The following is a 25,721-nucleotide window of genomic DNA, read 5'->3' on the forward strand; positions in this document are numbered from 1 at the left end:
TTGAAGACAAGGTATAAAATCTGAATAAAGCGCGCCTTACTTGTTATTAAGTGGCGCGTTTTTTATTGGCCTAACTTAACGTACTAGATGTTTTTAGTTAAGAAGTTAATCACATAATCACTGGCTGCTTGGCTATCAGGGCAGTGGCCAGCTTTACCAAAGAATACCGCTTCACCTTGTGATGATAACGCGGCTGTTTTTTTTACATCTGCTGGCATAGCGACAGGATCTTTATGAGTATTGATTGCTAATAGCGGCGTATTAATTCTGGCTTTCCCATCGAAATAACCTCGTGTAGCCAGTGAGTAGTTAGCCGCGTTCTTGGCGTAATACACTTTATCGCCAGGATCACCGCCTAATCGTGCTATCAATGCATCGACAGACATCGTTGGAATGAAATTAAGGAGTTTGGCATTGGTTAATGGACCATCCACCAAAGAACAACGCGCCACGATTGCTTTCAATTTTGGCTGTTTAAGCGCAAATTCCAGTAATGCAGGGCCGCTGCCTGAAGACCCTAATACACCAATTCTGTTGTTATCGATATTGGTGTTGTTCTCTAAGTAACGAAAGGCTGCTTGGTGTGATGAATCTAGGGCACCAACAGTGAGTGAATGTTTATAGTCTAATCCAGCGCCAGGCATATCAAAGGTTAATACTGCATAGCCTTCGGCATTTAATTTAAGCACTGATGTGTGGTGTTCAATCAGGGTTTTATCAACACCGCCAGACCAGATAACCGCGGGTAAATTAGAGCCTTGTGCTGGTAAGTGTAAGATACCTGGTACAGTCGTGCCGTCGGCTAAGGGTAAATGAACTAGCGTGACATTATCACCGGCGAGTTGCAGTGATTTAACGTAGTTATTTACCGCGTTGTCTAGCGCTAAGAGCTCATTCGGGCGTTTCAAATTTGGATAGCTAGCAATAAGGTACATGGTGGATGCTTTCATGTAAGCTTTAGCTGCCGCTTCAGGATCTTTTAATTGCTGCGCTTGTTGTTGTAATAAATCTGCCGCATGCGAAAACTCATACGTCCAAAATGTCGGCAAATTCAGGTTCTCTGCATCTCTTAATTTGCTGTTACTGTGGATGCTTTCTAACACTTTCTTGATTTCTATTTCAGCTAAACCTGCTTGAGTCCAATCTTCAAAACGTAAACTACGATAAAAATCTTGTTGGATCTCGTCTAGGTTATTCTTAAAACTAGAATGGCTAGCGATGTTGGTTTCTGTCGTTTGTGCTTGTGCTGTTAATGACATTATTGGCAGCAGAATTGGAACACACATTGATGACAAGAGTAATGGTAAAAGTCGTTTTTTCATTATAATTTTAGGCCTATCCTTGGGGTAATTAATATTATAGTTACTTTAATGTGGAATTTTTGTCGTGATGATGATTGTATTTATAGGTAATAAGGAAAAAGTGTTAAGCATAAGTAAAAATATTTTTGGACAGATCTAATTTACTGTAGACTGATCGCATATATTTACACGATTTAGAGATACTTAATGGAATCATTCGACAAAATATACTACCGCGCTGCTGAACGTAAGGGTGGGGAACAAGCACTCGCGTATTTGATATCAGAGCCGCTGACAAATGCTGAATTGGTGAGGGTGACGGACAGCGATGTACTCGCTGAATTTACCCGTGCGATCTTTAAATCAGGGTTTGTGTGGCACCCATTAGTTTTATCTTGAAATTTATCACCCATTAGAAATACAAATATTGACATATTTAACTTGAATGACTAAACCTAAATAACCATCACGGTTAAATTTGGAAGTCATGTCAATTATCAAAGTTATAATCCCTGAGTTTCAAGTCTACACGCCAACAACCGTTGAACCTGAAGGTACGAAATTTTATCCGTTTAAGTTAGAGGACTCGGAAGAAAGCTATCAAGCTGAGCTAGCTGATGATTTTGAAATAGATACTTTTAATCATTTTCCATTATTGCTGTTACCTGATCGAACTCTCTGGGAACATGCTAATAACTATCTTTTGCATAAACTTGAATCCTTCAATCTACCACACTCTAGCACACTAAGTAGTATTGCTGACTCTATAAAATATTTTGGTAATTATTGTGTAGACTTCAAAATTAATTATTTAGTTTGCACACGAAAATCAAACTCACCCCTGAGAAAATACCGACGCTATCTATCGGATAGAATACTTAAAAGAGAGTTGTCGGTATCTACAGTAAAATCCCATATGTCTAATTTAGTTAATTTCTATCGCCACTTAGTCAATGTTGAACATATTAGCTTTGGGTATCCTCCTTGGCATGACCGAGAAGCTAAAGTTATTATTAATGGGCAGTTGAAAGAGGTGAAGACCTCTGATGTTTTACAAGCTATAAAAGGTGGTAAGTCAACAGCGAGAAAACGGGAGGAATGTACTTATGAAGGTCATATTATTGATGGAGCAGAGTTACGTCCTTTAGATGAAGATGAACAAGGTATTTTGATTACTGCTTTGAAACAACTGAATAATATTGAAATGACCTTCATTTTCTTAATCGGTTTGTGTACGGGAGCTAGATTACAAACGATATTAACACTTAGATATGAAAATTTTAATCATGAGCCTGATGCTGCAGTGAATGAAGTGGTTATATATGCAGGGTTGACTAATAAAAATGGAAGTGGATTAGTTGATAGTAAAGCTGACAAAGATATCGCTATATATTTCCCTATTGAATTATACCAAAAGATTAAGATTTATCTGCATTCAGAACGTGCAATTAAACGTCGTAAAAAAAGTGTGTATAAACCAACAAATGTAGACTTTCATTATCTTTTTCTATCCCAACAAGGTCATCCTTTTTATATTTCTAAAGCTGATTATAATTCAAAGTTTTACAAAAAAATACCAACGGGACAAACTGTTACTACGTTTGTTTGTGAGCGATTGAAGCCAAAACTTATCGAGCTAGGATTTCTAGGTAGTTTTAAATTTCATGATACTAGAGCAACATTTGGAATGAATATTGTTAATTATGGATTGGAGAATATTGACTCTGAAAACAATATAGGGCGATCTATAGATCTATTGTTCCGCTTTGTAAAAGTTAGAATGAACCATAATGATTTGGCAACTACACAGCAATATTTAGATTTTAATCAAAATCAAAAAATAGTTAAAGAAGCTAAGGTTGGATGGGAAAAACACTTAAAATCAATGTTGGAAATAACTGATGCCTGACTATGAATCGATTAAACCTGTGATATACAAAATTGAAGATATAGCAGAGGCGTTTGACTGTGATAGTAATTCCGTGATCTTTAATCATGTTGATAATATAGTTATTCAATTTGGCACTTTGTTCATTCATTTTGGTCAGATTTGTTATATTGAATTCAAAAAAAAGCAGCAAGGTGATAATCGAAAGTTAAAGGTAATTAAAACGTCATTAGATAAAAGAAAGGTAGTACTGGCTAGGGGGCTGATTCATTATTCTTGTGATTTATTTATAGATGGAATTAGGACTCTAACTATTCATAATCGTGTTAATGAAATCAAGAAGTTTATTAATAGTTTAAATGAAAGTGAACTAGCTTTAAATGAAAGTTCACTTGGAAATATTTTAATTAATCATTCTGATTTTTTGAAACATAAAATTAAAATTTATGATAAAGAATTAGGCTTAGGTATTACAAGTGCAACTGCTCATAATCAGCAGACTTGGATAATTGGTTTTTTCTCTTTTTTATTAAAGGTCGAAAAAACTAATTTGTTAGATGAAATATATCATATTGTAGAAAATTCAAAAGAAAAAATAAAAACAAAATCGTTGTCAGGTAATGAATTGATGGATAATTTTAATGCTTATATTAAAATATTTAGATATTTCAGTAGTGTTGTTTTAGATCATAAAAAATTCCCATTGAATTTTTCAATTAATCGTGAGGAGTATTGGTTTACTATATCTGGAAAAATCATCCATAAAAATGATAAAAGACTAAACTCATCTGGATGTTTTAATTATAATAACGAAAAATATTGTAGCGTAGATGAATTGATTTCGCTAAAACGATTCAAGACTTTAGATCGAAAGCGTATAAAAAATGTATACATTAAGTATGCAAAAAATAGTCAGGAATTAGCCAATGAATGCTATTCACACTCACGTTTATTTTTGATTAAATGTGCTGCGCGGGCTTATTTTATGATTTTTTTATTTTTAACTGGAGAAAATGACAGTACAGCGGCCACATTACAATATGAAAATGAATATTCATTATGTAATGGTGAACAGGATTTTAAAAGTATCAAGTGGCGTGCTAATGGCTTTGAAGTAAAATATGATATACAGAATGAATTTATAGATGATTTTAAAAGATTTCTGTGTTTGAGAGAACATTTACTTCAATATTTTTCTCAAGAGTATAGATCACTTTTTTTTGAGATAATGAAAGGTGAATTAGTTCATGCTCATTCAGACGGTCGTTATGTAGTGGTCAAGTAAAACTGTACACCTAGATAGGCGTTTAAATTAAGCTGCAGCTTCCATAATCACTGGCGACAAATAGTTATTATAACTATGGCCTCGTTTTGTATTGTAATGCTGCAGTATATATTTGAGCGTATCTCGCTCAGCTTCAGCAAAGGTGTTATAGCATTCCTTTGGCATCCACTCTGTTTTAAAACTTCTAAAAAATCGTTCCATTGGGGCGTTGTCCCAACAATTTCCGCGTCGACTCATACTTTGCGTTATTTGGTATTTCCACAACGCTTGTCTGAATTGAAGGCTCGTGTAATGACAACCTTGGTCTGAATGAAACATCACATTTTTTGGTCGGCCTCGGCTTTCGTAAGCCATACGTAGCGCCGCACAAGTTAAATCTGTGTTTGGGCTATCTGAGCATGCCCAACCCACAATTTTACGTGCAAATAAATCCATGACTACAGCTAGGTACATCCATTTATTTCCAGCCCAAACATAGGTCACATCGCCACACCAAACTTGATTGACTGTTTCAACATCAAACTGCCTATTTAGTCGGTTCGGTGCGATTTTCGATACATCCTCAGATATCTTATACTTATGTTTATTCGGCTGTTTACTGACAATGCCGACTTCTTCCATCAATCTTGCTGCTTTGTATCTACCGACACTTTCCCCTGCTTGATTAAGTTGGCCTGAGATGGTTCTCGCGCCAGCTGAACCTCGACTACGGCTGTGTATAGCAATGACTTTTTGACGTAATACAGCTCGTTCCGGCTTTGTTACACCGCGGTATTTAAGTCGATAATGGAAGCTACTGCGAGGTATTTCAAATAACACACATAGCTTCTTTATTGAATGATTATCTCTTGATAACGCGGCTATCAAATCTATCGTTTGATGCTGTCCTGCATTAAAAGAGCGGAAGCTTTTTTTAATATGTCTTTCTCCCATTCAATTTGCTTAATTTTGGCTTCAAGCTCTTGAATACGTATTTGGTCTGGCGTCATAGCCTTTGCAGTCGGTGTTATCCCGCCATGTTCTTGCTTAAGTTGAGCTACCCATCGTCTCATTGCCGTGTATCCAACACCGACGGCATCACAGGCTTCTTGTATCGAGTAGCCTTTATCCAGGACTAAGTTTGCAGCATCATGCTTGAATGCTACTGAATATGTTGTTCGCGCTTTTGTCATTGTGTACACCGTTTTTATGTTGAGGGTATTCTATCCCATTTAGGTGTACAGATTCATTAAACCACTTCATTATTCTAGTTATATAAGGAAATCATTTTGTTCTTTATTTAAAGAAAATGTATTCATAGGAACAAGTAAAAGAATCCGTCTCACCAAGTCATTATGGATTAGACACAATCATAGTGCTGATGTGAGTAGTTATATACTTCAACATAGTAACAAGACATCTGATTTTAATTATTCAGGCTCTGACTTTGAACAAAGTTCTGAAGAGTTAATTGATTATTTTAGTGAAATAACGGAACAGTTATTGCCTAATTCTGGTACAGAGTTGGAAACACCGAGTGGTAATTGTATCGAACCAAAAACACCGACTGCTCTTTCCACTCTTGTCACATCTAATTTATTTACTGTAGATTGTGGTGATCAAAAAACCTGTCTTTTTTGTAGTAAATATCGAATTCTTGCTGATGAAGTCGATATCCGAAAGCTATTATCAATAAAATATCTGCTCGTTAATAGCGCTCACTTAGCTTCATCAATAGAGCATTTTAATAAAGTCTACAATCCAATATTAGATCGAATAGAAGAGTTACTAGAGAAAATACGTGAGCAGGGAGACGAGTTTGCACCGTTAATACTCGAGGTAAGCGAACAAGTTTTTGAACAAGAAAAACTTTCTGAGTATTGGTATCGTAAATTAGAGTATCTAGAAGAATTAGGGGTTCTATAATGCCTACAATAAATAGAAATATCATGTATCCGGCAAGCTTACCTTTCACTAAAATTGTAGCTACAGTTCCTGATGTGTATCATCAAGACGGTAATAAATTTAATTATCCGAATGATGATTTTGTTATTTCTCGAGATATAAAAGGGAATGTGCTAAGTCGATATCGTGATCTTGTTTATGATCTTGCGCCTTACGCATCAACTAAAAGTAGCAAAACAAAAATACCTTTTAATTTAATTGAAGGGGAGAGTTATAAGCGTGAAGCACACTGGTTATGGTTTATATGTTATAGATTTGATAAAAATGGACGAAATAAAAATAATTTATCTGTAGGGGTGCTTTATAGCCGATTTACCGGCTTTGTTAAACCATTGTGTAAGTTTGCGAAGCTAAATAATGTCTCTACTATTTACGTTTTAGAAACAAAAAAATTGCTGGCGAAATTTATATATGAAAATGATACAGCTATGTTTAATAAACAGGCTCTTCCATCTTTAAGATTATACCACCAGTTAAAAAACAAAATTGGTTTTAGTGTTGCTCTTAGTGATTATATATTCGATGTTTTAGCAAAGAGAGCTAAGCAGGTTAGTTCGAATAAACAACAGACTGAGCTTATTCCCCCTAGATTATACGGATTATGGCTGAAAGAGGCTTTAGCTACAGTAGGTGAATTTGAGAATAATGCAGAGAGTATAAGCACTCTTCTGCATCAGTTAATAAATGAAAGACCGCCAGATAAAAAAGCATATTCACCAACAATGCGCGCTAAAGCATGGAGTAATTGGATTGAAGAATCAAAATTACAGGACTTAGCTAAATCAAAGCAATTTTTAAGTGAGCGTCGAAAATTTGTTTTTTATTTGTCGGGTGTCATGCTGGTTTGTAAGGGATTGATACATTTTTATAGTGGTATGAGAGATGATGAAGTCTTATCACTTAACTATCACTGTTTACAGCTTGATAAAGTTAATCATAGACCTCGAGCTCGATTGATTGGTAACACCACTAAGTACATAGGAAGTAAAAAACAAGAACAATGGGTGACTAGTGTTGAGATTGAAAGGGTTATAGCTGTACTACAGTCGATAGTTAAGCCAATAGCAAGTGTGCTCGATGTTACTGTTGAACTAGATTTCAAAAAAGGAGAAACACCTTGTCCATTATTTCTATCTACAAACTATATTCTGTCAAGAAAATATAGAGCTATTAACCCATTAGGTAAAGTTAAATTTTGGGGCGCCAAGTTTACATTGTCATTAAGTGCTATATGGCGCAATGATTTATTACGTATAACTGAAGAAGATGTGAAATACCTTGAGCATTTTGAGCCAGAAAGAAATTGGCGACAGCCTGAATTTGGCATCGGTAAAATTTGGCATTTTAAAAGTCACCAGTTTCGTCGTAGTTTAGCTGTGTATTCGGCACAAAGTGGATTAGTTTCTATAGGGTCTCTTCAGTTGCAATTAAAGCACTTATGTCAAGAGATTACCTTTTATTATGGAAATGGTGCAGAGAGAGCAGGCAATATATTTAATATAGAAAGTAATAATCATATGGCTCATGAATTTATTAGTCAAAAACCACTTGCTGATTATACTGCGTGGGTGTGGCAAATATTGTTTAGTGATGAAAAACTAGATGGTATAAACGGTAAAGTAATTGAGCGTACGATTAAAGCTGATACACCGGAAAAGCAGAAAGCAATACTGACGGATAGAACAAAAACTATTAAGCAATTTAAGAACGGGCAGCGAGCATATGCAGAAACTCCACTTGGAGGGTGTGAAACAACAACTCCTTGTGATAAAAAACTGATGCATAATCTGACGGCATGTATTGATTGTTCTAAGGCAGATCTAAAACCAAGTAAAGTTGCTAGAACTATTGATAGCATGACTATTTTTGTTGATAGCTTAGCCCCGAATTCTGTTGAGTATAGAACCGAACGTAGTGAGTTAGATGAGTTGATAGCTTTAAAAAAACGAATGGAGAGAAACTAATGCAGCATAAGGATTATTATGACGCGCTTGAAAGGCTTCGTTCGAACCAACCTGAACTGCTTGTAAAAGGTTCTTATAAGATTAATCAAGATACCGTAGCGTTAGAAGCTGGCCGAAATCGTGGCGCTATCAAGCCATCTCGCAGTCAGTTCATCAAGCTGATAGATGATATAAATAGGGTTGGCCACGAATATAATAATAAAGCACTAAACAAAATAAATAAGATTCAAGCCAGTGCTGATCGGTATCGTTCTAATGGGGATGATTTACGGGAAAAGTACTTGGCGGCATTAAACAGGGAAATGATGCTTGTCAGGAGGGTGAGGGACTTAGAAATGAAGGTTATCGAACTTGAAACTGAGAAGAAGGTTGTGCATATTAGAGATTAATAGGAAGTTAAGATAAGTATGGATATTTTTGTTTGAATTTAAAAATGGTTCGATTAATTACTTAACAATAGAGTACGATAGCTGTTGCATGTTGCAGCTTTATTTTATGTACAAATAGAAAAATATTAGGTCCAAGTATAAATTAGGTTCGTGTCATAACGTTATGCCGCTTATTCTCCGTTTCGTGTTTGGGCCGTAGAATGATCAACAACCGACGATTGAACTTTCAATATCCACCCTACAGTGAACTATACTTAATAAGTTCATCAAACAATCTAGGAATGGCTATGAGTAAATCAATACGTACGTTAAGTCTTAATGAAGTGACTATAATGCTAAAAAGCGATGAATTTATCGTTATAGATCCAATAGCATCTGAAGCGTATATTTATGATTATGATATTAACGGTCATTTTGAAAAGGTATTTGTGTTTCTTGCGGAAGACGTAATACCAACACTAGAAAAATGGTCTGAATCCCAACTCATTGCTAACAGATCGTTCAATGAAAAGCCTTGTGGTTACTGTTATGCTGGTTGGAATATCTCTGCTGACGGTGAACGACATTATGCAGTAAAACAACAGGCCGTAGCACTGGGTCTATCGTAGCTCGGTGGCTTTTATTAGACATCGACTAGCTTGGTCGTTTGGTGTCAATTAACTTTATCAATTTTTAACCTTTAATGTCATTGAATGGCATTTTTATTTGATAAATAGCCGAATTGTGTACATGTTGATTTATAGTTCCAAAAGTTCTCAGTATGTTTCCATTTTTTCAACTTTAAACATAACGGCTAACCCGCATGATTATTATCATTTGAACTCCTTGTAAGATAAAATCCGCTATAACACATATTTTGAAAATCGTTGTAGAGTGTTGTAGCTAAACTATATTAGCCATGGATTTGTCATTTTTTAAAGTGAATTGTGCCACTAACGCCTCAGTATCATCAATTGAGACCGCGCCAATTACCCTAACTCGATTCTGCCCCAAAGTGTATATGGAATCCACGTATTTACAAAGCGACAAATCAATAAAGTTAAGATGCGTACGTATATTCGGCTTCTTCTTGAAGAAGCTACCTTCTAGCCTTTTATGCATCATCATTTTGTAAAGTTTTAAATTATTATGCTGCGAGTAAAATAGGTTTATATTCAGTTTCATATCGAAGCATTGCCCATGCAGTTCTAACAATTTTGTTGGCCAGTGCTATGCACGTTTTCTTGAAGCCAATCCGTTCAACGATCTTGCGTAGCCAAGCATCTTTTTGCGTTCTCGGCTTTTCAGGTAACCTTCCAAGATACGACATTGCGCCAAGATACAGCAGAGACCGTAATTCTTTTACCCCTCCACACTTATCAATACCAATCATGAACACCTTGTCACCTGAGCTATGTTGCTTCGGTGTTAGCCCAACAAACGCGGAAGCTTGACGGCCATTTTAAAACTGCTTCCATCTCCTAACGTTGTGTAAAGCATAGCTGCAATGGTCTCCCCAACACCTTCAATTTTCATAAGCCTTTTGCACGGTTCAATTTGTCGCGTTAAAGCGTTTTTTTCTTTTTCAAAAGCCTTCAACTCGTTTTTAAGCAGCTTGTATTGCTCCCAAAGGATCGCCATTACACCGATGACATTAGTAGGAATATTTGTTTCTCCATCTAAAACAGTTTGAACTGATGCTTTCAACCCTTTTTCACCCTTGGGGTTAGCAACCAGGAGTGACCCTCTAATGGCAACCGCAACAGCCTTCTACAGCAACGATTTAAGGCTTTGCCTTTGCTAAAAATTCTTTTGTTTTCTGACGATTTAGGGCTTTGTTACTAAGTAATTCACCATCAGTACTTATGTAGCATACTGTAGTACATTTTTAGCTAAATCTATGGCAATGATATTTTTGGTTAACATAATAGAATCCTCTAAATCAAAAGCTCATCCATAAGTGTAGATGGGCGAAGGAGGTGTGGATTCCATACCTCAGCTTAGAGTTGTTACTCACTAAAAATGTGAACGTTTCGGTTTACCATAGATTTATAATGTGAAAAACGGGGGCGGTTCTCACACACCACTTACATAAATGAATCGAAAATGATGGCCAGCATCACTTAACCATTACATATTTGAGGGAACAGGTAAAGCGGAGAAATTAGTGGAGACACAGGAAGTGATCTTGGTAGGCAATGCCGAAATATCTTCTCGAGTCTAAAAAACATGCCTGAAGTTAAACTTTCATTCAGGACGTTTTTCAACGTTCGAGTTCCTCACGTAAATGCTATTCCATTTTTAGGCACCTTGGTACTCGATAAAGCCCTGGCCTGCTGAAGTGACCCCATTAAGTTGGACATTTAGTTAAGCGGCTTGTAAGGCCTGATTTCGATATTCTATCGGAGTCAGGCCTTACAATTTGACCTTGATCCGTTTCGTATTGTAATACTCTATGTATTCGTCGAGTTTCTCTATTAACTCATCGGCATCTTTGAAGTTTTGCCTATGATACATTTCTGTTTTTAATAAGCCAAAAAAGTTTTCAGCTACGGCATTATCTAAACAATTTCCTTTTCTCGACATGCTCTGTGTGAGTCCACTCGCTAATAGCTGTTTTTGATATGTCCGATGGCGATATTGCCAACCTTGGTCACTATGCACTATTGGTTTTGAGTGCACATCTAAACTATTAATAGCATCTTTCAGCATATCTGTAACTAATGGCAAACGTGCATTTTTAGCTATCTTATAAGCGACAATTTCTTTGGTAAAGAGATCTATAACAGGTGATAAATAAACCCTCTGTTCCTTAACCTTAAACTCAGTAACATCGGTTGCCCACTTTTCGTTTGGTTTTGTGGCATTAAAATCTCGCTCAAGTACATTGGATGCTGTGGTTCCTGCTCCACCTTTATAAGAGCCAGCTCATGCTTATAAGCATTCGCTTTCTTACTTACTTTAACCTGATAATAGAACACACTTTTAGCCAACTGAATGGACTCAAGAAGGTGCTTTAAAGCATATTTATTTTTGAGAGCTAAAACCACTATCGCCTTTTCTTTGTTTGGCGGCGCTTTGCCTGTTCTAGCTCTTCCAACTTTTTTAACACGGCATTCTCAGCCCGTAGGTAAGCAAGCTCTTCTTTCAGCTCCTCCATTGTCATTTCATTATCTAGTTTTACGGGCGTTTTAGATTGTTTCATTGGAGGTCTGCCTATTGAGGAACGTTCAAGCCCCCTAAAGCCTGATTCGTTATATGTTTTTAGCCATACAGAAAGTGAACCAGGAGAAGACTGATTTAATACGGGACTAGTGTGAGTGAGGGACCAGCCATTTGTCCACATTAACTTTAATGCTTGTAGCTTTGTTTTTGCACTACTAGCATATGAATTGAGTAGGAATGCGTTTTTTCCATGAATGGAAAAAACTTGAGTCCAATATCGAATCTGCCGAGAAGATATGGATAATTCATTTGAGAGTATCCTAGATGATTTACCACCTAGACACTCTTGTGCAATAATGAGTTTTAACTCACGACTATGTTTGGACATAAAAAGACCCCCAGTAATTGGTTGTCCAACTATTGGGGGTCAGTTCATGCCTCGGCTTCTTGTGAAGCTACTATCAACTAAATCAACAGATTGACTCGTAAGGAAATAACAAATAGCAGGTGTTTTTAAAAGTGGTAAAACCAATCTAAAGCTCGATAATCATTTACAAAGTTCGGCCTACAATTCTCAAATCTTTATTGACTCCATTTAACATTGCGACGCCTGGCATTAACCCCCAATCTTGAAAATTATGTTTTTTAAATAATTTTTTGCTTGCTATATTAGAATCGAAAATTGTCGTACATAATGTTTGAATGCCAAGTGATGGAGCTTTCTCAATCGCGTTACTCAATAAAAAACTACCTACACCTTTACCCTGATATTTCGGATGAAGGTAAATCGCAAGGTCCGCTGTAACGTAATATCCAGGTCGTTCATTCATAAAATAAGAGAAGTTCAGATAACCGACAACTTTCGTTATGCCTACGTTAGTTAATTCGGCAACCCAAAATGGTCGAATCGGGTCATTCAATTGTTTTGTAAATGAGGGTTGTCTTGATGATAAGGTAATAGGCTCAATGTCACATGTACTTTCTAAAGTTTTTACAGAATGATTGTAGATATCTACAATCTCATTAAGATCTTTGTTTTTAGCTAAGCGATAAGAATAATTCACATTATTTCCTTATAATTTTAATTAATAATGTGGGGGGCCACATCACCAGAACAGATCAATTCAGCTTTACCCGATAAACTAACTTCATCACGTCCATTTAACATGACTGTTACCTCGCCTCCTTGCATTTCAATAGTAACTTTATTTTTCGTATATTTACGTGTATACGATAGTATTGCTGCTGCGCATGCACACATCCCTGAGCTTTGTATGTACCCTGCGCCTCTTTCCCATACTTCTATTTTTATTAATGTCTCAGATCGAATTAAAGCGAATATCACGTTTGCTTTATCTGGGAACAGAGTTGATTGCCCAATAAGTCTTCCTTTATTAATAACCTCATCCATAGATAATTCTCGATCTACAAATATAACACAGTGAGGATTACCTAATGATACACAGTTTAAATTGAATTTTTCATCTCCAATCACAACTTGCTGATCAATAAATGTTTCTTTATTAGATCTAACCGGTATTTTATCGGAAGAAAAATAATAACGACCTAGCTGTACAGAGTCACAACCATCTGCGAACTCATTAACTTTAATAGTTTCAGCTAGCTTGCATAAGAAAATTTCAATAGTGCGATGTTGAGATAATCCATTATCTTTAAGATATTGAGCAAAAATTAAGAGTCCATTAGCACTTTTTTCACACTCAGTACCATCTGAATTATATATCCTTAAAGACCATTTATGCTCAGTAGATGTCGACCAAAATAATATACCATCAGCTCCAATACCGTTACATCTATCACAAAGTGATTTGATATAGGTAGTGTTGATTGGTAATTCCCAGTCTGTTTGAGCACAGATTAAATAGTCATTACCTGATACATGATATTTATCAAACGGTATTCTCATCATGAATAACCCTTTAAATCTGTACAAATAGATTCCTCTAGGTCTAACATAATATTTAAGTTTTGCACTGCTGCCCCTGACGCGCCCTTACCAAGGTTATCCAATTTTGCTGCTAGTAGCGTTTGTTTTCCGTTGCCAAAAACATAAATTTCAACATTATTTTTACCTTCAAGACCATGGGGTGTAAGCAGAGAAGGTGAATATGCTTCATTCGAACTTTGATATTCTTTTACCGCTATAAATGGTTCATTATCATAATAATTTGAGATTTGATGATGAACTTCTTCAGGTGTTTTAGCTAAATTCATGTTAAGAGGAATAAATACTAGCATTCCTTGATAAAAATTTCCGACCGCAGGCATCATAGTTGGGGTAGTGGCGAGAGACGACCACATTTTTATTTCTGGAATATGTTTATGGTCCATATCTAAACTATAAGCCTCATAGGCTGGACCTCTTTTTTCATACTTATTAATCAGATTTTTACCACCGCCACTATAGCCAGAAATGGCATTAATGGCTATACTGGAATTGAATATCAAATCTCTTAATGGATGTAGTAATAATATGGCTCCTGTCGCATAACATCCTGGATTCGCTACTAAGTTTGCAGCTCTAATCGAGTGTCGTTGAGATATGTTTAATTCAGGTAAGCCATAAATCCAGTTTGCGTTAGTTCGGTGAGCAGAGCTTGCATCAAGCACTCTACATCCAACCGAGGTTGCTAGTTTTGCAGATTCTCTAGCTACATGATCTGGAAGGCACAGCACAGTCACATCAGCTGCACTCATTATCTCCTTTTTTTCTTTAATATCTTTACGTTTATTGTCTTTTATAGTCAATAGTTCAATATTCGGATGCAACTTTAATCTTTCTTTAATTTGTAATCCTGTAGTACCTTCCTGACCATCAATAAAAACATGATACTTTTTCATATAATGTTACCTAATATTATTTTATAACAACTAAAATAGATCGCTCAACTATTCATATTCAAGTCTAGTCAATAGGATCATCGATAAATATAACTTTGAATAATTAGCTAACTAAAAACATTCAGATAATCCTCTTAGTCCCTGATAAAGTTCTGAAGGTTTTCTTGCGAAAGTCAATCTAATACCATTACATTTCCCGAAAACTTCCGCAGGCATTACTAGAATAGCCTTTTCATTTAGTAACTTACGGCTGATCATTAGTGAGTCGGTATTATTTATAAATTCAATCCACGCAAAAGGAGTTCCCTGAGGCTCAATAATACGTATCTTATTTTTATGGCTTTCCCCCCACGTCTTTAAAATTTCATAACCATCAGATAGTAACTTATTATATTTTTCCATATAATTCTTACGATTTTTTAATATGGATATTGCGATTTCTTCACAAAGAATTGAATTAGAAATAGTTGTGTGGTGTTTATAACTCATAGCTTTTGTGATAATACTTTCAGAACCACACATCCACCCAATTCTTAAGCCTGGTGCACCATATACTTTCGATAAACTAGATACGGATATTACATTTAAACTATTGTTTACTAGCGAGTTTGATAAGTTGGTAAGGTATTCTTCATCAACCAGCAACAAAATACCACGAGCTTCAACTAACTCAATCAACTGTTTTTTTTGAAACTCAGACAAGATCTTTCCCGTAGGGTTACAAGGTGAATTTATAACAATTAGCTTAGTAAATGGAGTGATTTCTTGTATAATTTTCTCTATATTGAAACTATAATCATCATTATATTCTAATTTGGTAACTCGACATCCTATTAGATTAGGAACCTCCCATGCTTGCTCCCAACCAGGTGAAAAGGTAATCACATGGTCGCCTGTAGTTAAAATTGTTCTATATAAAAGGTACATAGCTTCTTGAGAACCATGTGATATACCTACTTCGTTTGGAGATCTCTGATATAACTGAGCAACCAAGTTTGTAAGGTTTAAAGTACCAACATTTCGTCCATATTCTAATGGAGCATCGTAATCATTCAAATTGAAATCTGATATTCTCAAACAAGGAGCATTGCTATCGCCTAGATCTAGAGAATATTTGCCATAAGCTTCTTTAAATACCCAATCCTGTATTTTCAATTTTATAATCCCTTATCGTCGAATCACATATACCACATTGCTTGTTATTCACATTTCAAATCTTACAAACTTAAAGTGTAATTATTAACTAGTTTTTAGCAAAAATAGAGTTATTTACTTTTTTAAAACTTCTTCAAATTGACCAGAACGAATATCAAATTGATAACAATAAGGAACAGGTTTGAACCCAGTTTCATATCCAAGTAATAACATGAGTGCGATATTTGAACCGTATGAGGTAGCCATCAAGCAAGATGAACTTAAAGATGCGACCTTTTTATTTTGAAAGTCAAGACTTGGAGAAGTAGCATACGATTTAAATAATGATGATGGAGTTAATCCATTCCCAAACTTTATAAGCTGATCTTGCTCAGATTCTTGATCATTTATATCAAAGTATTCATCAAATGACATAGCATTAGGTAAAAATATGTGCGAAGTAACTCCAAATGCTACAGGACAACATATAATTACTGGTATATTTTTTTCTCGAGCCACTTTATAAAGTAATCGACGTGGTTCGATAACAAAAAAATCTAAAGTGTCACACACGACATCAACACCGTCTAAATATTGATGAATGTTATCTTCGTCAATAAAATCCACAGTTGCTATATTTACATTAGGGTTAATGCTCTTTAAGCGTTGTTCTAAAACAGCTGACTTTTTTAAACCAACAGTTTCCATTGTACATCCAAACTGTCGGTTCATATTTTCGGGGCCAAATGTATCAGCATCAGCTATATTAATATTCCCAACGCCCATTCTAATTAAGCATTCAGCATAAGTAAAACCCGTTCCTCCACAGCCGGGAACTGCGACTCTTTTATTCTCAAGTGATAGCAGTTCACTTTCCGAGATCAACCCGATCATACGACTAAACAACACTTCTCTTTTGATTGTTTCCATTAACCTTCTCCTAATACTTTATTTTCAAATTCTTCACCGTACCACCGATCTTTCCACTTAGAGAATGCTACAACAACAGTATCTCGGTATCCTCGTTCGTCAATGGCCCGTATATCTGTTACGTAATGAAACATGCTACGATCATCAAGAATAGCAACCTCTCCTGGTTTAATTGTACCGGTATAGAAAGCGTCCTCGATGTTATTGCTTTTTAATAAACTCATTTCACCGCCTTCAATCCCGTACCTATTAAATACAAATATAGCCACATAATCATGCCCATCTTGATGCACCCCCTCAGGAACGGGTATTCCAGGCCGATCTTTACTGGATACAACTCTATATTGGTGTACATTAATCTGCCAATCATCATTCGAATCCAATTTTACCTGTTTGACTGCGGATAATATTTGTTCTGTAAAATCAGATTCTAATGGTTCGTAATAACGCTTAATCCCTCCGGCTACACTATTAAATTTAGAATATGTCATGTACGCTTTATGAGGTAGTACATCCATATTCCATTCGTGATCATTAAACTGAAGTTTATATTGAGAAAATCGACGATACCGAGTTCCACCTGAAGCATACTCATCTAGTTTTAAGTTAGAGAAACTATCATGTATGCTTTTATCTACATCTGGAAAGTTAAGAATTCTATAACCTTTATTATCTAACTGCATAATAACGTATTCCTTATTAATTTTAAGATGCTAATCTCTCTGCTTCAAAAACAGTTAATAGCTCATCAAGGTAGACTTCAGATGAATTAAGGCGTAGTATCGCCCCTATAGCAATTTCTCGTCCTACTTCAGGCATAGACTCTAAAGCAGGTAAAATTACATTATTAAACCATCCTTGAGCATGTATGGCATCAACAGTTATATGTAAATCGTGATACTCAATTCCAATTTTAGATATGTTACACCTACGAAATGCTTTCACTACATGTTTAAAACGTCTGGGAGCTAGGAACTCAGTAACACCGTAGTACCCAATTGCTTTAAAGTAATGATTCCGAGATAAAGCTAAAGCAGCTGAAATATTCCCTGATATTTTAGCACTGGGAAGCATGTTTCTATCCAGATATTGCTGATCTACGCCAAGTTCATTTAATGTCGCAGCAAACATTTTTGAATGTACTTTAGATTTTACGCCATTTCCCATTTCATCATAATAATTACCAGCTAACTCCAATTTAGAATCTACATCAAGACCAATTTGCATTAATGCCAATATATCATCGAATTTAGGGTCTAAGCTGCTTTCTTGAGCTAAGTAAAAAGCTAGGTGTTCTTTTTCAGCATGATTACTTATGAATTCATTATATAAAGGATGAACGCTGGAGGAGTGTTCTGAAATTATTTTTTTAAGCCATATCAAAAAACTTTTACCATTTCTAGGAATGTTATCTAATTCACAATCGCTTATTTTGTTGTATTCATAACTAAGCATTGCTTTTTCTAGTGTAGAAGACACATCATAAATAATAGGCCTTTTTTCACAATTCACGTATTCTAGTTTAGTCATAGAAAATTCATGTTCATATATAAGTTCTAGTATTTCATGTACTTCAAATAAAGCTTTATCTGAGCCTCTTTCGTACGCCTCTTTCGTTAATTCAACGCAAGATAGATATAACTCTTCTCTAAATGAAAAATTCTTATTCCAATCATCCCACTGTTTACTGTCCGACTTAAGCATATTCCTAAGTTTGTCCGACAATTTAATAATCAATTCCATTTCTAATATATCTCCTTAAACGTTATTTTATTTTTAATAGTAGTTTTTGATATTTGAAAATGTAAACACTTCTAATTAAGTGTTTTAATTTACAGTTGATCTACAACTATGGTTATTTGTTGTGTGTAAGTAAATGATGTTAATTTTAGGTGAGCAATCATCAATATACTCATTTAATTAAATCTAACTTATATCGAATAGTTTATTTTTATAACTAATTCAACCCTGCCACTTTATATGAAATTGACAAATGGTCTTAAATTAAACTATCGTTTCCCATACTAACTAACTGCTTATTCTAGAGTGCGATTTAGATAGTTTTTTATTTATTTCAATAAAACAATATTCTTCTTCTTGGAATGAATCATAATTAGATATTGCAAATTCTGGACATTCAGTTTCGCAAGAACTACAAGAAATACATAAGTCGGGATTTATAACCAACATGTCAATGGCATCATGAAATGCATCAACAGGGCAAACATTAACACAACTTTGATCTTTGCAATCTACGCATGAAGAGCCTACAAAATACGTCATTTAACAACCTAAATAGTCGCGGTGGAGTCCTACACTAGCAATGAAAGTGATGGTCTAAGACTATGAGTTAACAAGATTAAAGCTGCAAATACCTTAGCACAGAATCGAGATGTGGCAAGTATGGTTGTTACATTTATTTAGCATTAGAAAAGTATTAGGAACGTCATCAGGACAAGCATTAACACAACTTTGATCCTTGAGGTCTTCAGATTGATAATCGACAAAATACGTCATTTAACTAACTATACAGTGAAAGAGAAGTCCTTGCGCCAGCAATGGAAATGATAGTCTAGGAGTATAAGTTAACAAGATAAAGCAGCTGATACCTTAACACTATATCGATATGTGCTAAGTATTTATGAATCATTTTATTTAACATCGTGTTAATGTCTTGTTGGTGTCTTGTTGGTGTCTTGTTGGTGTTTTGTTAACGCCTTATTGGAGTGTGGTAACGTTGGGTGGTGGGTATGTAATACTAAACTTTAAAAACCAACTTGGTATGAATAAATCAAGGTGTTTTTATTGTATTTTTAGATAGAATTATTTTGATACCTTCAAGATCGAGTTAATTAATATATGCGTATAAAGTACTGATTTACCGAAAACAAAGTCACGCATAAACAACTGAAAGAAGGTAAAGTAATAAATATATGTCTTAATTACTAACCAAATATACGATTGAACTAATTATAAAGTTTAATATTAACAATGAAACAATGAAACAATGAAACAATGAAACAATGAAACAATGAAACAATGAAACAATGAAACAATGAAACAATGAAACAATAAAACAATAAAACAATAAAAAAATAAAACAATAAAACAATAAAATAATAAAATAATAAAATAATAAGGACTACTAAATAATGACAATTAGAGTGGCAGTTAATGGATATGGTCGGATTGGACGCTGTGTTGTCCGAGCCTTATATGAAAGTAATAAATTACATAGGATTAAAATTGTTGCAATAAATGAGCTTGCAGAACCTGAAGCAGTTTGTCATTTAACTAAATATGATTCTAGTCATGGCCGCTTTTCTTTTCCTGTAGAATTACAAGATGGCTTCTTAAAGATTGGAGATGACTTAATTGCATTATTAACTAATCCAACACTTGAAACGTTGTCTTGGCATGAACATGATGTTGACATTGTTCTAGATTGTACAGGTCGATACAATTCAAAAGCCGATGCCGAACTCCACATCGAAGCTGGAGCATCAAAAGTTATATTTTCTCATCCAGCAGATCATAATGTAGACGCGACTATCGTTTTGGGTGTTAATGATCATAAATTAATAGGAAATGAAAAAATTGTATCCGCAGCATCCTGTACTTCAAATTGTGTATTACCAATTATCAATACTCTTGATGAAGCGTTTGGTATTAATTGCGGTTCAATTACGACCATACATGCAGCAATGAATGATCAGCCTGTTACTGATTCATATAATAATGATTTACGTAAAACCCGCGCAGCTAGTCAATCTATTATACCAATCAATACTAAACTCGCGACTGGGATTGAGCGTATACTACCAAAGTTTTTAAATAAATTTGAAGCAATTTCAGTTCGAGTTCCAACAATTAATGTAACAGCCATAGACTTAACGATAGCAATGAATCAGAATGTTACAGTAGAAGATATTAATGACAGCTTACGACGTATATCTAAAACAAAGTTACGGGGTATTCTTGATTATACAGAAGAACCATTGGCTTCTATTGATTTTAATCATGAATCATACTCCTGTATTATTGATGGGACACAAACTAGAGTTAGTGGGGGTAACTTAGTGAAAATATTAGCATGGTGTGATAATGAATGGGGCTTTGCAAATCGGTTATTAGATATCATAGAACTGTTAGAATGAGTGAAACAGATTTTTTAGCACCTATATAATTCAGCGTAATTACTACTTTGAAGTGGTCAACTAATTTTGGCCACTGTTTTGTATTCTAACCAGTATCTTCGTTCTGATTCATTTGGAGTTAAACCACCGTTATATTGATGTGGCCTAACTTGGCTATAATATCCTGTAATCTAATTCGTAATAGCTCGTTTTGCTTCATCAAAATTTGAATAGCCTTTTGTTGCATCCATTCTGTTTTAAAGCTTCTAAAGAAGCGTTCCATTGGACTATTATCCCAACAATTTCCGCGTCGACTCATGTTTTGTTTTATCTGATAACGCCACAGCTTTTGACGAAACTGCCTGCTTGTATAATGACAACCTTGATCTGAGTGGTACATTACACCTTTGGGTTTACCTCGGGATTCAAATGCCATTGCTCGCGCTTTACTCGTCAAGTTACTATCTGGTGAGTGAGATATAGCCCATCCAACTGGTTTCCTTGCAAATAAATCCATAACAATCGCAAGGTAACACCAACGATTTCCTGACCATATGTATGTCACATCTCCGCACCAAACTTGATTTGGTGACGTAACAGCAAACTGGCGGTTTAATGTATTTGGTATTGCTAAGTGTTCTTTGCTCGCTCTTTTATAAGCATGTTTAGGTTGCTGGCAACTCACTAAATTTAATCTTTTCATGAAGTTATCAGCTCGATATCGACTCAACGGAAAACCTCTTGTCGTGACAATATCTGCAATCGCTCTAGCCCCAGCTGAACCTTGACTTTCACTGTCTGCTTTACGTATTTCAGCAATGATTTTTACGTCTTTTACTGGCGTTCTTTTATCGCGTTGTGACCAGTATTTATAACTACTTCTATGAATCACAAACACGTTACAAAGCGCTGTAACAGCATGGATCGTCCTAAGTTTCTCAACTAACGAGAATTGTTCAGGGAGTCTGACATTAAGAAAGCGGTAGCCTTTTTTAGTATCGTATTGTGCTCTTCCATACGAGCTAATTGCTTTTTCAACTCACGAATTTCAATTTGCTCAGGTGTCATTGTAGTTGCTTTAGTGGGGATACCTTTACGTTCTGTTTTTAGCTGACGAACCCACTTATCCATGGTGGATTTACCGACATTCATCGTCTCAGCAGCTTCAACTACTGTGTAATTTTGGTCGAGTACTAATTGGGCTGCCTCAGCTTAAATTCAGCACTGAAAGTTCTTCTTATTTTCTTTGTCATGGTTTCACCTAAAGTTTGATGAGATGCATTATAACACCTCTAATTAGGTGGCCAAAATCACTTTACCACTTCACATTTGATCATGTAAAGAGAGGAGATTATTTCTTATGTCTTATAATTTACAAGGATGAATCTAAAATGGTGATCAATATTACTTAACCACAAGAATACAAGCTAATATTTGTTGATAACATTTATCTTAGAGAATAAAAAACTAAGGCTGAATCGCCCCCATATTGCCTTAAAAACCTAACTCGCAAACCCTTTTGCGTTTTGAAAACTGGGACTAATCAATCTGAACACTTCTAATAAAGTGAGCTATGCTATTTATAATCCAATAAAAATAGAAGGTGGTATATCCGTCTTACGAACTTATAAATTTGTGGCTAACACTTGAACTGGTTGCATACACCTAGCAATTTTAAATATAAGTAGAAATGGTATGCAAAAAACATCAAAGGAACTACAAGATAAGTTGTTAAAAAAAGGACCTGTAAAATTCGGAATTATATCAAAGGTTATAGGTATTCGTGAAAACGGTTGTATTAAAACTGAAATTACATGCACGAACTGTATTGCAGTACCTATTTTAAGAATTCTTGATTTAGGTAAGAATTCGGCTTCATCTAGCCGTTAGTTAATACGTCATATTGAGGAACCTGTGACCTTGCAGTAATTTTTAAACTTAATTCGCCCCAACGTGAGTCAGTGTTGTTACTCATTCACGTCATGCCTGTATCTATCTTGGTAAGCTTATACTTCAGCGTAATATTAGACGTAATTGCTAACATCCAGTTTCTATATGAGCTGTGTTTATTCAAACTCACGATAATATGACTATTCTGCTTATCCAATGAAATAGAAATAAGATGAGCAACTGAGCAAGTTGCTCATCTGAATGTTAGAGCTGAATACTTACTTATCGCTGTATCATATTTTCCTTCCTGAATCGAAACTCGAGTGTAGAAGTGATATGCAATGGCTAAAAGGATGGTAACTTGCGTAGCAGTATGACTAACTTCTAATAGTGTATCAGTGTCCATTATGATGCCTAATTTATTTAGTTTTAAGTAAATCTAGCACCAACATAGGCTTTGAATGAGTCAGTATGCTTTCTTAGATAGAAATGTGACAGGATAGGTTAATGATGTTTTTTAAATGTGAGCGATGGCAATCTGGATTGAACTTTAATAGCTAGAACTATGGTAGTAAGTCTTTAGCATCACAATCTAACACTTCAGCAATCTCATATAGCTTTTCTAGCGTAATATTTACTTCGCCACGTTCAATACGGCCCACATACGATCGATCAATATCGGCTAGCAACGCGAGTTTATCTTGAGAAACCCCGATTTCTTTTCTTCTAACTTTAATTTTTAATCCAACATTAATCGCTAAGTCTTTCATTTTTAATCATTCTAAAAATGAAAGACTATCCGCTCTTGTCACACTAAAAACAACGGACTATAATCCGCATTTAGTAGAGCTGAAGTGCAACCCTTGGATTTTAAACGATGCTTAAAAAACCGATAAAAGTTACAACGTCAATATATTCAATTTTTGTTACTGATGATTTGAATAATTTTACAGTAAGTGAAATGAGAAGTGCCTATATGAAAATCACGGGTGAAACAGATCCTGTTCTTTCACGAAAGATGGTTTATCGACAAATTTTGCGTCTACAAAAATTAGGAATGCTTGAAAAGGTTGATTCAGATAACGTTAAAGAGCATCGCTACAATAAAACGACTATTTTTTTACAGACAGGTTTAACGACTGAGAAACTTAAAAGTAAACCAGCAAGTAAAGAGCTTACACTGAATCCTAAAAAGGTTACTAGCTCATTGTTAGATGAACGTTTAAAACAGTGTGAAGTGGATTTGATTGCAAGTATTGCAGAATCTGAAGAGTACATGTCTTTGTATAAATCAATGCCTGAATTGAAAGAACACTTAGAATCTAATTACCTACAGTCTCGCGAACATAGCTCTAAGTTATTAGGGAAAATCAAAGCGATAAAAAGCGTTATTACATACCAGAAGAAGCAATGATGAAATTGAGACCTTGGCAAGAAGAGTGTGTACTGACAGCGGTTGAACATTTTAAACATACCAGCAAACATTTCTTATGTTTAGCCACGCCAGGGGCTGGAAAAACGATTATGGCTGCAGAGCTAGCTGCTAGTTTGCATGGGTCTAAGCTTGTCGACTTTATTTTATGTTTCTCACCATCAATCAATGTAGCCAACAGTATTCGAGATAGGTTCTCTCAACGTTTAAATTGCCGCTTTGATGGTGTTATTGGGGCATTAGGTTGTTCATACACATACCAAAGCTTATTGTTTTTTAATGATGACTTTTGGCAAATCATGAATAACCATCGCGTATTGGTTATTTTTGATGAGATCCATCATTGCTCTGGATCGACAATTGAAAACGCCAATGCATGGGGTGAGGAGATTATATTAAAGATTCAATCTCAAGCTGCCTATACCTTAGCGTTAACTGGTACGCCATGGCGCTCAGATAAGGCTCCTATCGCTCTTTCTAATTATATTGAACCAGATGGTGCGATTCAATGTGATTACGTCTACGGGCTTCGTGAGGCTGTGAGAGATGATGTTTGCAGAAATCCTAAAATTGTTTTAATTGATAATGAAAAACTCACGGTAACTCAAGAAAATAAAGTTTCAAAAGTATTCTCAAGCTTCCAGGCTCTATTAGACGACCCTTCCGTATCCTACCAAGCGATTATAACTAACGATACTGCGATTCGTTATGCATTGAATTTATCATGCAGTAAGTTAAGAGAAATAAGATGTATGAACCCAAATGCAGCCGGTTTAATTGTTGCATCCTCAGTTGAGCATGCTGAATACATTATTAATATTCTACAAATTGAATTTAAGCAAAGTGCGGTATTAGTGACTTATAAGCAACCTAATGCTCAGTATCGTATCGATCAATTTCGTCATAGTGATACGGAATGGATAGTGTCCGTCAATATGGTTTCTGAAGGCATAGATCTCCCACGTTTGCAGGTATGTTGCCATTTGAGTCACGTTAAAACTGAATTATATTTTAGACAGGTGCTAGGCCGTATTCTACGTATGAATAATGCTCAAAATGAAGATGCATGGCTTTATATGTTTGCAGAACCATTACTTAGTGAGTTTGCCTTGAGGGTTCAACAAGAGATCCCTGATGTGCAGGTTCTAGTGGACATTGAAATTAAAAATATACCTAAGTTTAAGGTGCGAAATCAAGAGGGGCTAGTGCGGCAAGATAAGGAGAGCTTAGTATTGGGTCTGGGAATTAATTGTATTTCAGAACTTGAGCTACAGCTCGTTAGATCACATAAGGATGGAGGTGGTATAGCTGATTTAACATTTGAAATTAGAGGTGATTTTAGAGAAAAAGTAATAAGTACATTTAGCTCACCATTCTAAATTATAACGCCGAAACATAGGATTTTCAGTGATGTATTAATGA

At 35.4% G+C, this 25,721-nt stretch carries 24 protein-coding genes and 2 pseudogenes; 10 read left to right on the forward strand and 16 right to left on the reverse strand.

Going from position 1 to position 25,721, the window contains the following annotated elements; all coding sequences use genetic code 11:
- Positions 1 to 83 precede the first annotated feature (83 nt).
- Positions 84 to 1,322 carry an alpha/beta hydrolase gene (locus FR932_RS03785; RefSeq protein ID WP_019628928.1) on the reverse strand — a complete coding sequence of 413 codons (1,239 nt, stop codon included), beginning with the start codon at positions 1,320 to 1,322 and terminating at the stop codon, positions 84 to 86.
- A gap of 186 nt (positions 1,323 to 1,508) precedes the next feature.
- On the opposite strand from FR932_RS03785, the gene FR932_RS03790 reads away from it, so the two are divergent.
- From FR932_RS03790 to FR932_RS03800, 3 genes are all read left to right on the forward strand, one after another.
- Entirely contained in the window at positions 1,509 to 1,700 is a 192-nt protein-coding gene (locus tag FR932_RS03790; protein ID WP_019439962.1) for a hypothetical protein, read from the forward strand.
- Positions 1,701 to 1,788: 88 nt separating this feature from the next.
- Complete coding sequence (locus FR932_RS03795; RefSeq protein ID WP_019439963.1) at positions 1,789 to 3,210, forward strand: tyrosine-type recombinase/integrase; 1,422 nt, start codon at positions 1,789 to 1,791, stop codon at positions 3,208 to 3,210.
- A complete protein-coding gene (locus tag FR932_RS03800) occupies positions 3,203 to 4,474 on the forward strand; it encodes a hypothetical protein (protein ID WP_019439964.1) in 1,272 nt (423 codons plus the stop codon). Before FR932_RS03795 ends, FR932_RS03800 begins: the two co-directional genes overlap by 8 nt.
- Positions 4,475 to 4,501: 27 nt before the next feature.
- Here FR932_RS03800 and FR932_RS03805 read toward each other — a convergent pair.
- A protein-coding gene (locus FR932_RS03805; protein WP_085983345.1) for an IS3 family transposase occupies positions 4,502 to 5,646 on the reverse strand; the annotation gives its coding sequence in 2 pieces (ribosomal slippage) (positions 4,502 to 5,382 and positions 5,382 to 5,646; 1,146 coding nt in all).
- Between the two features lie 190 nt (positions 5,647 to 5,836).
- On the opposite strand from FR932_RS03805, the gene FR932_RS03810 reads away from it, so the two are divergent.
- The 4 genes from FR932_RS03810 to FR932_RS03825 all read left to right on the forward strand — a co-directional run bounded on the left by FR932_RS03810 (position 5,837) and on the right by FR932_RS03825 (position 9,379).
- Entirely contained in the window at positions 5,837 to 6,379 is a 543-nt protein-coding gene (locus FR932_RS03810; RefSeq protein ID WP_019628874.1) for a hypothetical protein, read from the forward strand.
- Positions 6,379 to 8,382: a site-specific integrase gene (locus FR932_RS03815; protein ID WP_019439380.1), complete on the forward strand. Its 2,004-nt coding sequence runs from the start codon at positions 6,379 to 6,381 to the stop codon at positions 8,380 to 8,382. Before FR932_RS03810 ends, FR932_RS03815 begins: the two co-directional genes overlap by 1 nt.
- Positions 8,382 to 8,771, forward strand: a complete 390-nt coding sequence (locus FR932_RS03820) for a hypothetical protein (protein WP_019439379.1) — start codon at positions 8,382 to 8,384, stop codon at positions 8,769 to 8,771. The genes FR932_RS03815 and FR932_RS03820 overlap by 1 nt, the downstream gene beginning before the upstream one ends.
- A 287-nt stretch (positions 8,772 to 9,058) precedes the next feature.
- Positions 9,059 to 9,379, forward strand: a complete 321-nt coding sequence (locus FR932_RS03825) for a hypothetical protein (RefSeq protein WP_019439378.1) — start codon at positions 9,059 to 9,061, stop codon at positions 9,377 to 9,379.
- A 518-nt stretch (positions 9,380 to 9,897) separates the two neighbouring features.
- Here the strand turns inward: FR932_RS03825 and FR932_RS21590 are convergent.
- The 12 genes and pseudogenes from FR932_RS21590 to FR932_RS21870 form a co-directional block, all read right to left on the reverse strand.
- Positions 9,898 to 10,149, reverse strand: a complete 252-nt coding sequence (locus FR932_RS21590) for a hypothetical protein (RefSeq protein WP_240532315.1) — start codon at positions 10,147 to 10,149, stop codon at positions 9,898 to 9,900.
- 29 nt (positions 10,150 to 10,178) lie between these two features.
- On the reverse strand, positions 10,179 to 10,457 hold the full coding sequence (locus FR932_RS21595; protein WP_240532314.1) for a hypothetical protein: 279 nt from the start codon (positions 10,455 to 10,457) through the stop codon (positions 10,179 to 10,181).
- 708 nt (positions 10,458 to 11,165) lie between these two features.
- Positions 11,166 to 11,609, reverse strand: a pseudogene (locus FR932_RS21400) (IS3 family transposase); the annotation flags it as partial.
- A 190-nt stretch (positions 11,610 to 11,799) separates the two neighbouring features.
- Positions 11,800 to 12,303: a transposase gene (locus FR932_RS03840; RefSeq protein WP_019439374.1), complete on the reverse strand. Its 504-nt coding sequence runs from the start codon at positions 12,301 to 12,303 to the stop codon at positions 11,800 to 11,802.
- Between the two features lie 163 nt (positions 12,304 to 12,466).
- Positions 12,467 to 12,979, reverse strand: coding sequence for a GNAT family N-acetyltransferase (locus tag FR932_RS03845; protein ID WP_019439373.1), 513 nt, complete (start codon positions 12,977 to 12,979; stop codon positions 12,467 to 12,469).
- 17 nt (positions 12,980 to 12,996) lie between these two features.
- Positions 12,997 to 13,845, reverse strand: coding sequence for a diaminopimelate epimerase (gene dapF / locus FR932_RS03850; RefSeq protein WP_019439372.1), 849 nt, complete (start codon positions 13,843 to 13,845; stop codon positions 12,997 to 12,999).
- A complete protein-coding gene (argC, locus tag FR932_RS03855; protein ID WP_019439371.1) occupies positions 13,842 to 14,777 on the reverse strand; it encodes an N-acetyl-gamma-glutamyl-phosphate reductase in 936 nt (311 codons plus the stop codon). Before argC ends, dapF begins: the two co-directional genes overlap by 4 nt.
- A gap of 111 nt (positions 14,778 to 14,888) precedes the next feature.
- Positions 14,889 to 15,932, reverse strand: a complete 1,044-nt coding sequence (locus FR932_RS03860; protein ID WP_019439370.1) for a pyridoxal phosphate-dependent aminotransferase — start codon at positions 15,930 to 15,932, stop codon at positions 14,889 to 14,891.
- Positions 15,933 to 16,046: 114 nt separating this feature from the next.
- On the reverse strand, positions 16,047 to 16,841 hold the full coding sequence (locus tag FR932_RS03865; protein ID WP_019439369.1) for a ThiF family adenylyltransferase: 795 nt from the start codon (positions 16,839 to 16,841) through the stop codon (positions 16,047 to 16,049).
- Positions 16,841 to 17,524, reverse strand: a complete 684-nt coding sequence (locus FR932_RS03870) for a 2OG-Fe dioxygenase family protein (RefSeq protein ID WP_019439368.1) — start codon at positions 17,522 to 17,524, stop codon at positions 16,841 to 16,843. The genes FR932_RS03865 and FR932_RS03870 overlap by 1 nt, the downstream gene beginning before the upstream one ends.
- 22 nt (positions 17,525 to 17,546) lie before the next feature.
- A complete protein-coding gene (locus FR932_RS03875) occupies positions 17,547 to 18,584 on the reverse strand; it encodes an iron-containing redox enzyme family protein (RefSeq protein WP_019439367.1) in 1,038 nt (345 codons plus the stop codon).
- A 285-nt stretch (positions 18,585 to 18,869) separates the two neighbouring features.
- Positions 18,870 to 19,124 (reverse strand): ferredoxin family protein, encoded by a 255-nt coding sequence (locus FR932_RS21870; RefSeq protein ID WP_081588295.1) that lies wholly within the window; start codon positions 19,122 to 19,124, stop codon positions 18,870 to 18,872.
- Positions 19,125 to 19,993: 869 nt separating this feature from the next.
- Here FR932_RS21870 and FR932_RS03885 point away from each other — a divergent pair.
- A complete protein-coding gene (locus tag FR932_RS03885; protein ID WP_019439366.1) occupies positions 19,994 to 20,998 on the forward strand; it encodes a glyceraldehyde 3-phosphate dehydrogenase NAD-binding domain-containing protein in 1,005 nt (334 codons plus the stop codon).
- Between the two features lie 56 nt (positions 20,999 to 21,054).
- On the opposite strand, the pseudogene FR932_RS03890 reads toward FR932_RS03885, so the two are convergent.
- Positions 21,055 to 22,230, reverse strand: a pseudogene (locus FR932_RS03890) (IS3 family transposase).
- A 1,200-nt stretch (positions 22,231 to 23,430) separates the two neighbouring features.
- A complete protein-coding gene (locus tag FR932_RS03895; protein ID WP_019439362.1) occupies positions 23,431 to 23,637 on the reverse strand; it encodes a helix-turn-helix domain-containing protein in 207 nt (68 codons plus the stop codon).
- Between the two features lie 107 nt (positions 23,638 to 23,744).
- On the opposite strand from FR932_RS03895, the gene FR932_RS03900 reads away from it, so the two are divergent.
- The gene (locus FR932_RS03900; protein WP_019439361.1) at positions 23,745 to 24,281 is read left to right on the forward strand and encodes a hypothetical protein; all 537 of its coding nucleotides are present in this window, start codon (positions 23,745 to 23,747) and stop codon (positions 24,279 to 24,281) included.
- A complete protein-coding gene (locus tag FR932_RS03905; RefSeq protein ID WP_019439360.1) occupies positions 24,278 to 25,678 on the forward strand; it encodes a DEAD/DEAH box helicase in 1,401 nt (466 codons plus the stop codon). The genes FR932_RS03900 and FR932_RS03905 overlap by 4 nt, the downstream gene beginning before the upstream one ends.
- Positions 25,679 to 25,721: the final 43 nt, after the last annotated feature.

The organism is Moritella marina ATCC 15381 (genome assembly GCF_008931805.1).
GTDB lineage: Bacteria > Pseudomonadota > Gammaproteobacteria > Enterobacterales > Moritellaceae > Moritella > Moritella marina.

Coding starts and splice junctions, on each gene's coding strand:
- FR932_RS03785 (WP_019628928.1), bottom strand. CDS start 1,322: ATGAAAAAACGACTTTTACCATTACTCTTGTCATCAATGTGTGTTCCA.
- FR932_RS03790 (WP_019439962.1), top strand. CDS start 1,509: ATGGAATCATTCGACAAAATATACTACCGCGCTGCTGAACGTAAGGGT.
- FR932_RS03795 (WP_019439963.1), top strand. CDS start 1,789: ATGTCAATTATCAAAGTTATAATCCCTGAGTTTCAAGTCTACACGCCA.
- FR932_RS03800 (WP_019439964.1), top strand. CDS start 3,203: ATGCCTGACTATGAATCGATTAAACCTGTGATATACAAAATTGAAGAT.
- FR932_RS03815 (WP_019439380.1), top strand. CDS start 6,379: ATGCCTACAATAAATAGAAATATCATGTATCCGGCAAGCTTACCTTTC.
- FR932_RS03820 (WP_019439379.1), top strand. CDS start 8,382: ATGCAGCATAAGGATTATTATGACGCGCTTGAAAGGCTTCGTTCGAAC.
- FR932_RS03825 (WP_019439378.1), top strand. CDS start 9,059: ATGAGTAAATCAATACGTACGTTAAGTCTTAATGAAGTGACTATAATG.
- FR932_RS03840 (WP_019439374.1), bottom strand. CDS start 12,303: ATGTCCAAACATAGTCGTGAGTTAAAACTCATTATTGCACAAGAGTGT.
- dapF (WP_019439372.1), bottom strand. CDS start 13,845: ATGATGAGAATACCGTTTGATAAATATCATGTATCAGGTAATGACTAT.
- argC (WP_019439371.1), bottom strand. CDS start 14,777: ATGAAAAAGTATCATGTTTTTATTGATGGTCAGGAAGGTACTACAGGA.
- FR932_RS03865 (WP_019439369.1), bottom strand. CDS start 16,841: ATGGAAACAATCAAAAGAGAAGTGTTGTTTAGTCGTATGATCGGGTTG.
- FR932_RS03870 (WP_019439368.1), bottom strand. CDS start 17,524: ATGCAGTTAGATAATAAAGGTTATAGAATTCTTAACTTTCCAGATGTA.
- FR932_RS03875 (WP_019439367.1), bottom strand. CDS start 18,584: ATGGAATTGATTATTAAATTGTCGGACAAACTTAGGAATATGCTTAAG.
- FR932_RS21870 (WP_081588295.1), bottom strand. CDS start 19,124: ATGACGTATTTTGTAGGCTCTTCATGCGTAGATTGCAAAGATCAAAGT.
- FR932_RS03885 (WP_019439366.1), top strand. CDS start 19,994: ATGACAATTAGAGTGGCAGTTAATGGATATGGTCGGATTGGACGCTGT.
- FR932_RS03895 (WP_019439362.1), bottom strand. CDS start 23,637: ATGAAAGACTTAGCGATTAATGTTGGATTAAAAATTAAAGTTAGAAGA.
- FR932_RS03900 (WP_019439361.1), top strand. CDS start 23,745: ATGCTTAAAAAACCGATAAAAGTTACAACGTCAATATATTCAATTTTT.
- FR932_RS03905 (WP_019439360.1), top strand. CDS start 24,278: ATGATGAAATTGAGACCTTGGCAAGAAGAGTGTGTACTGACAGCGGTT.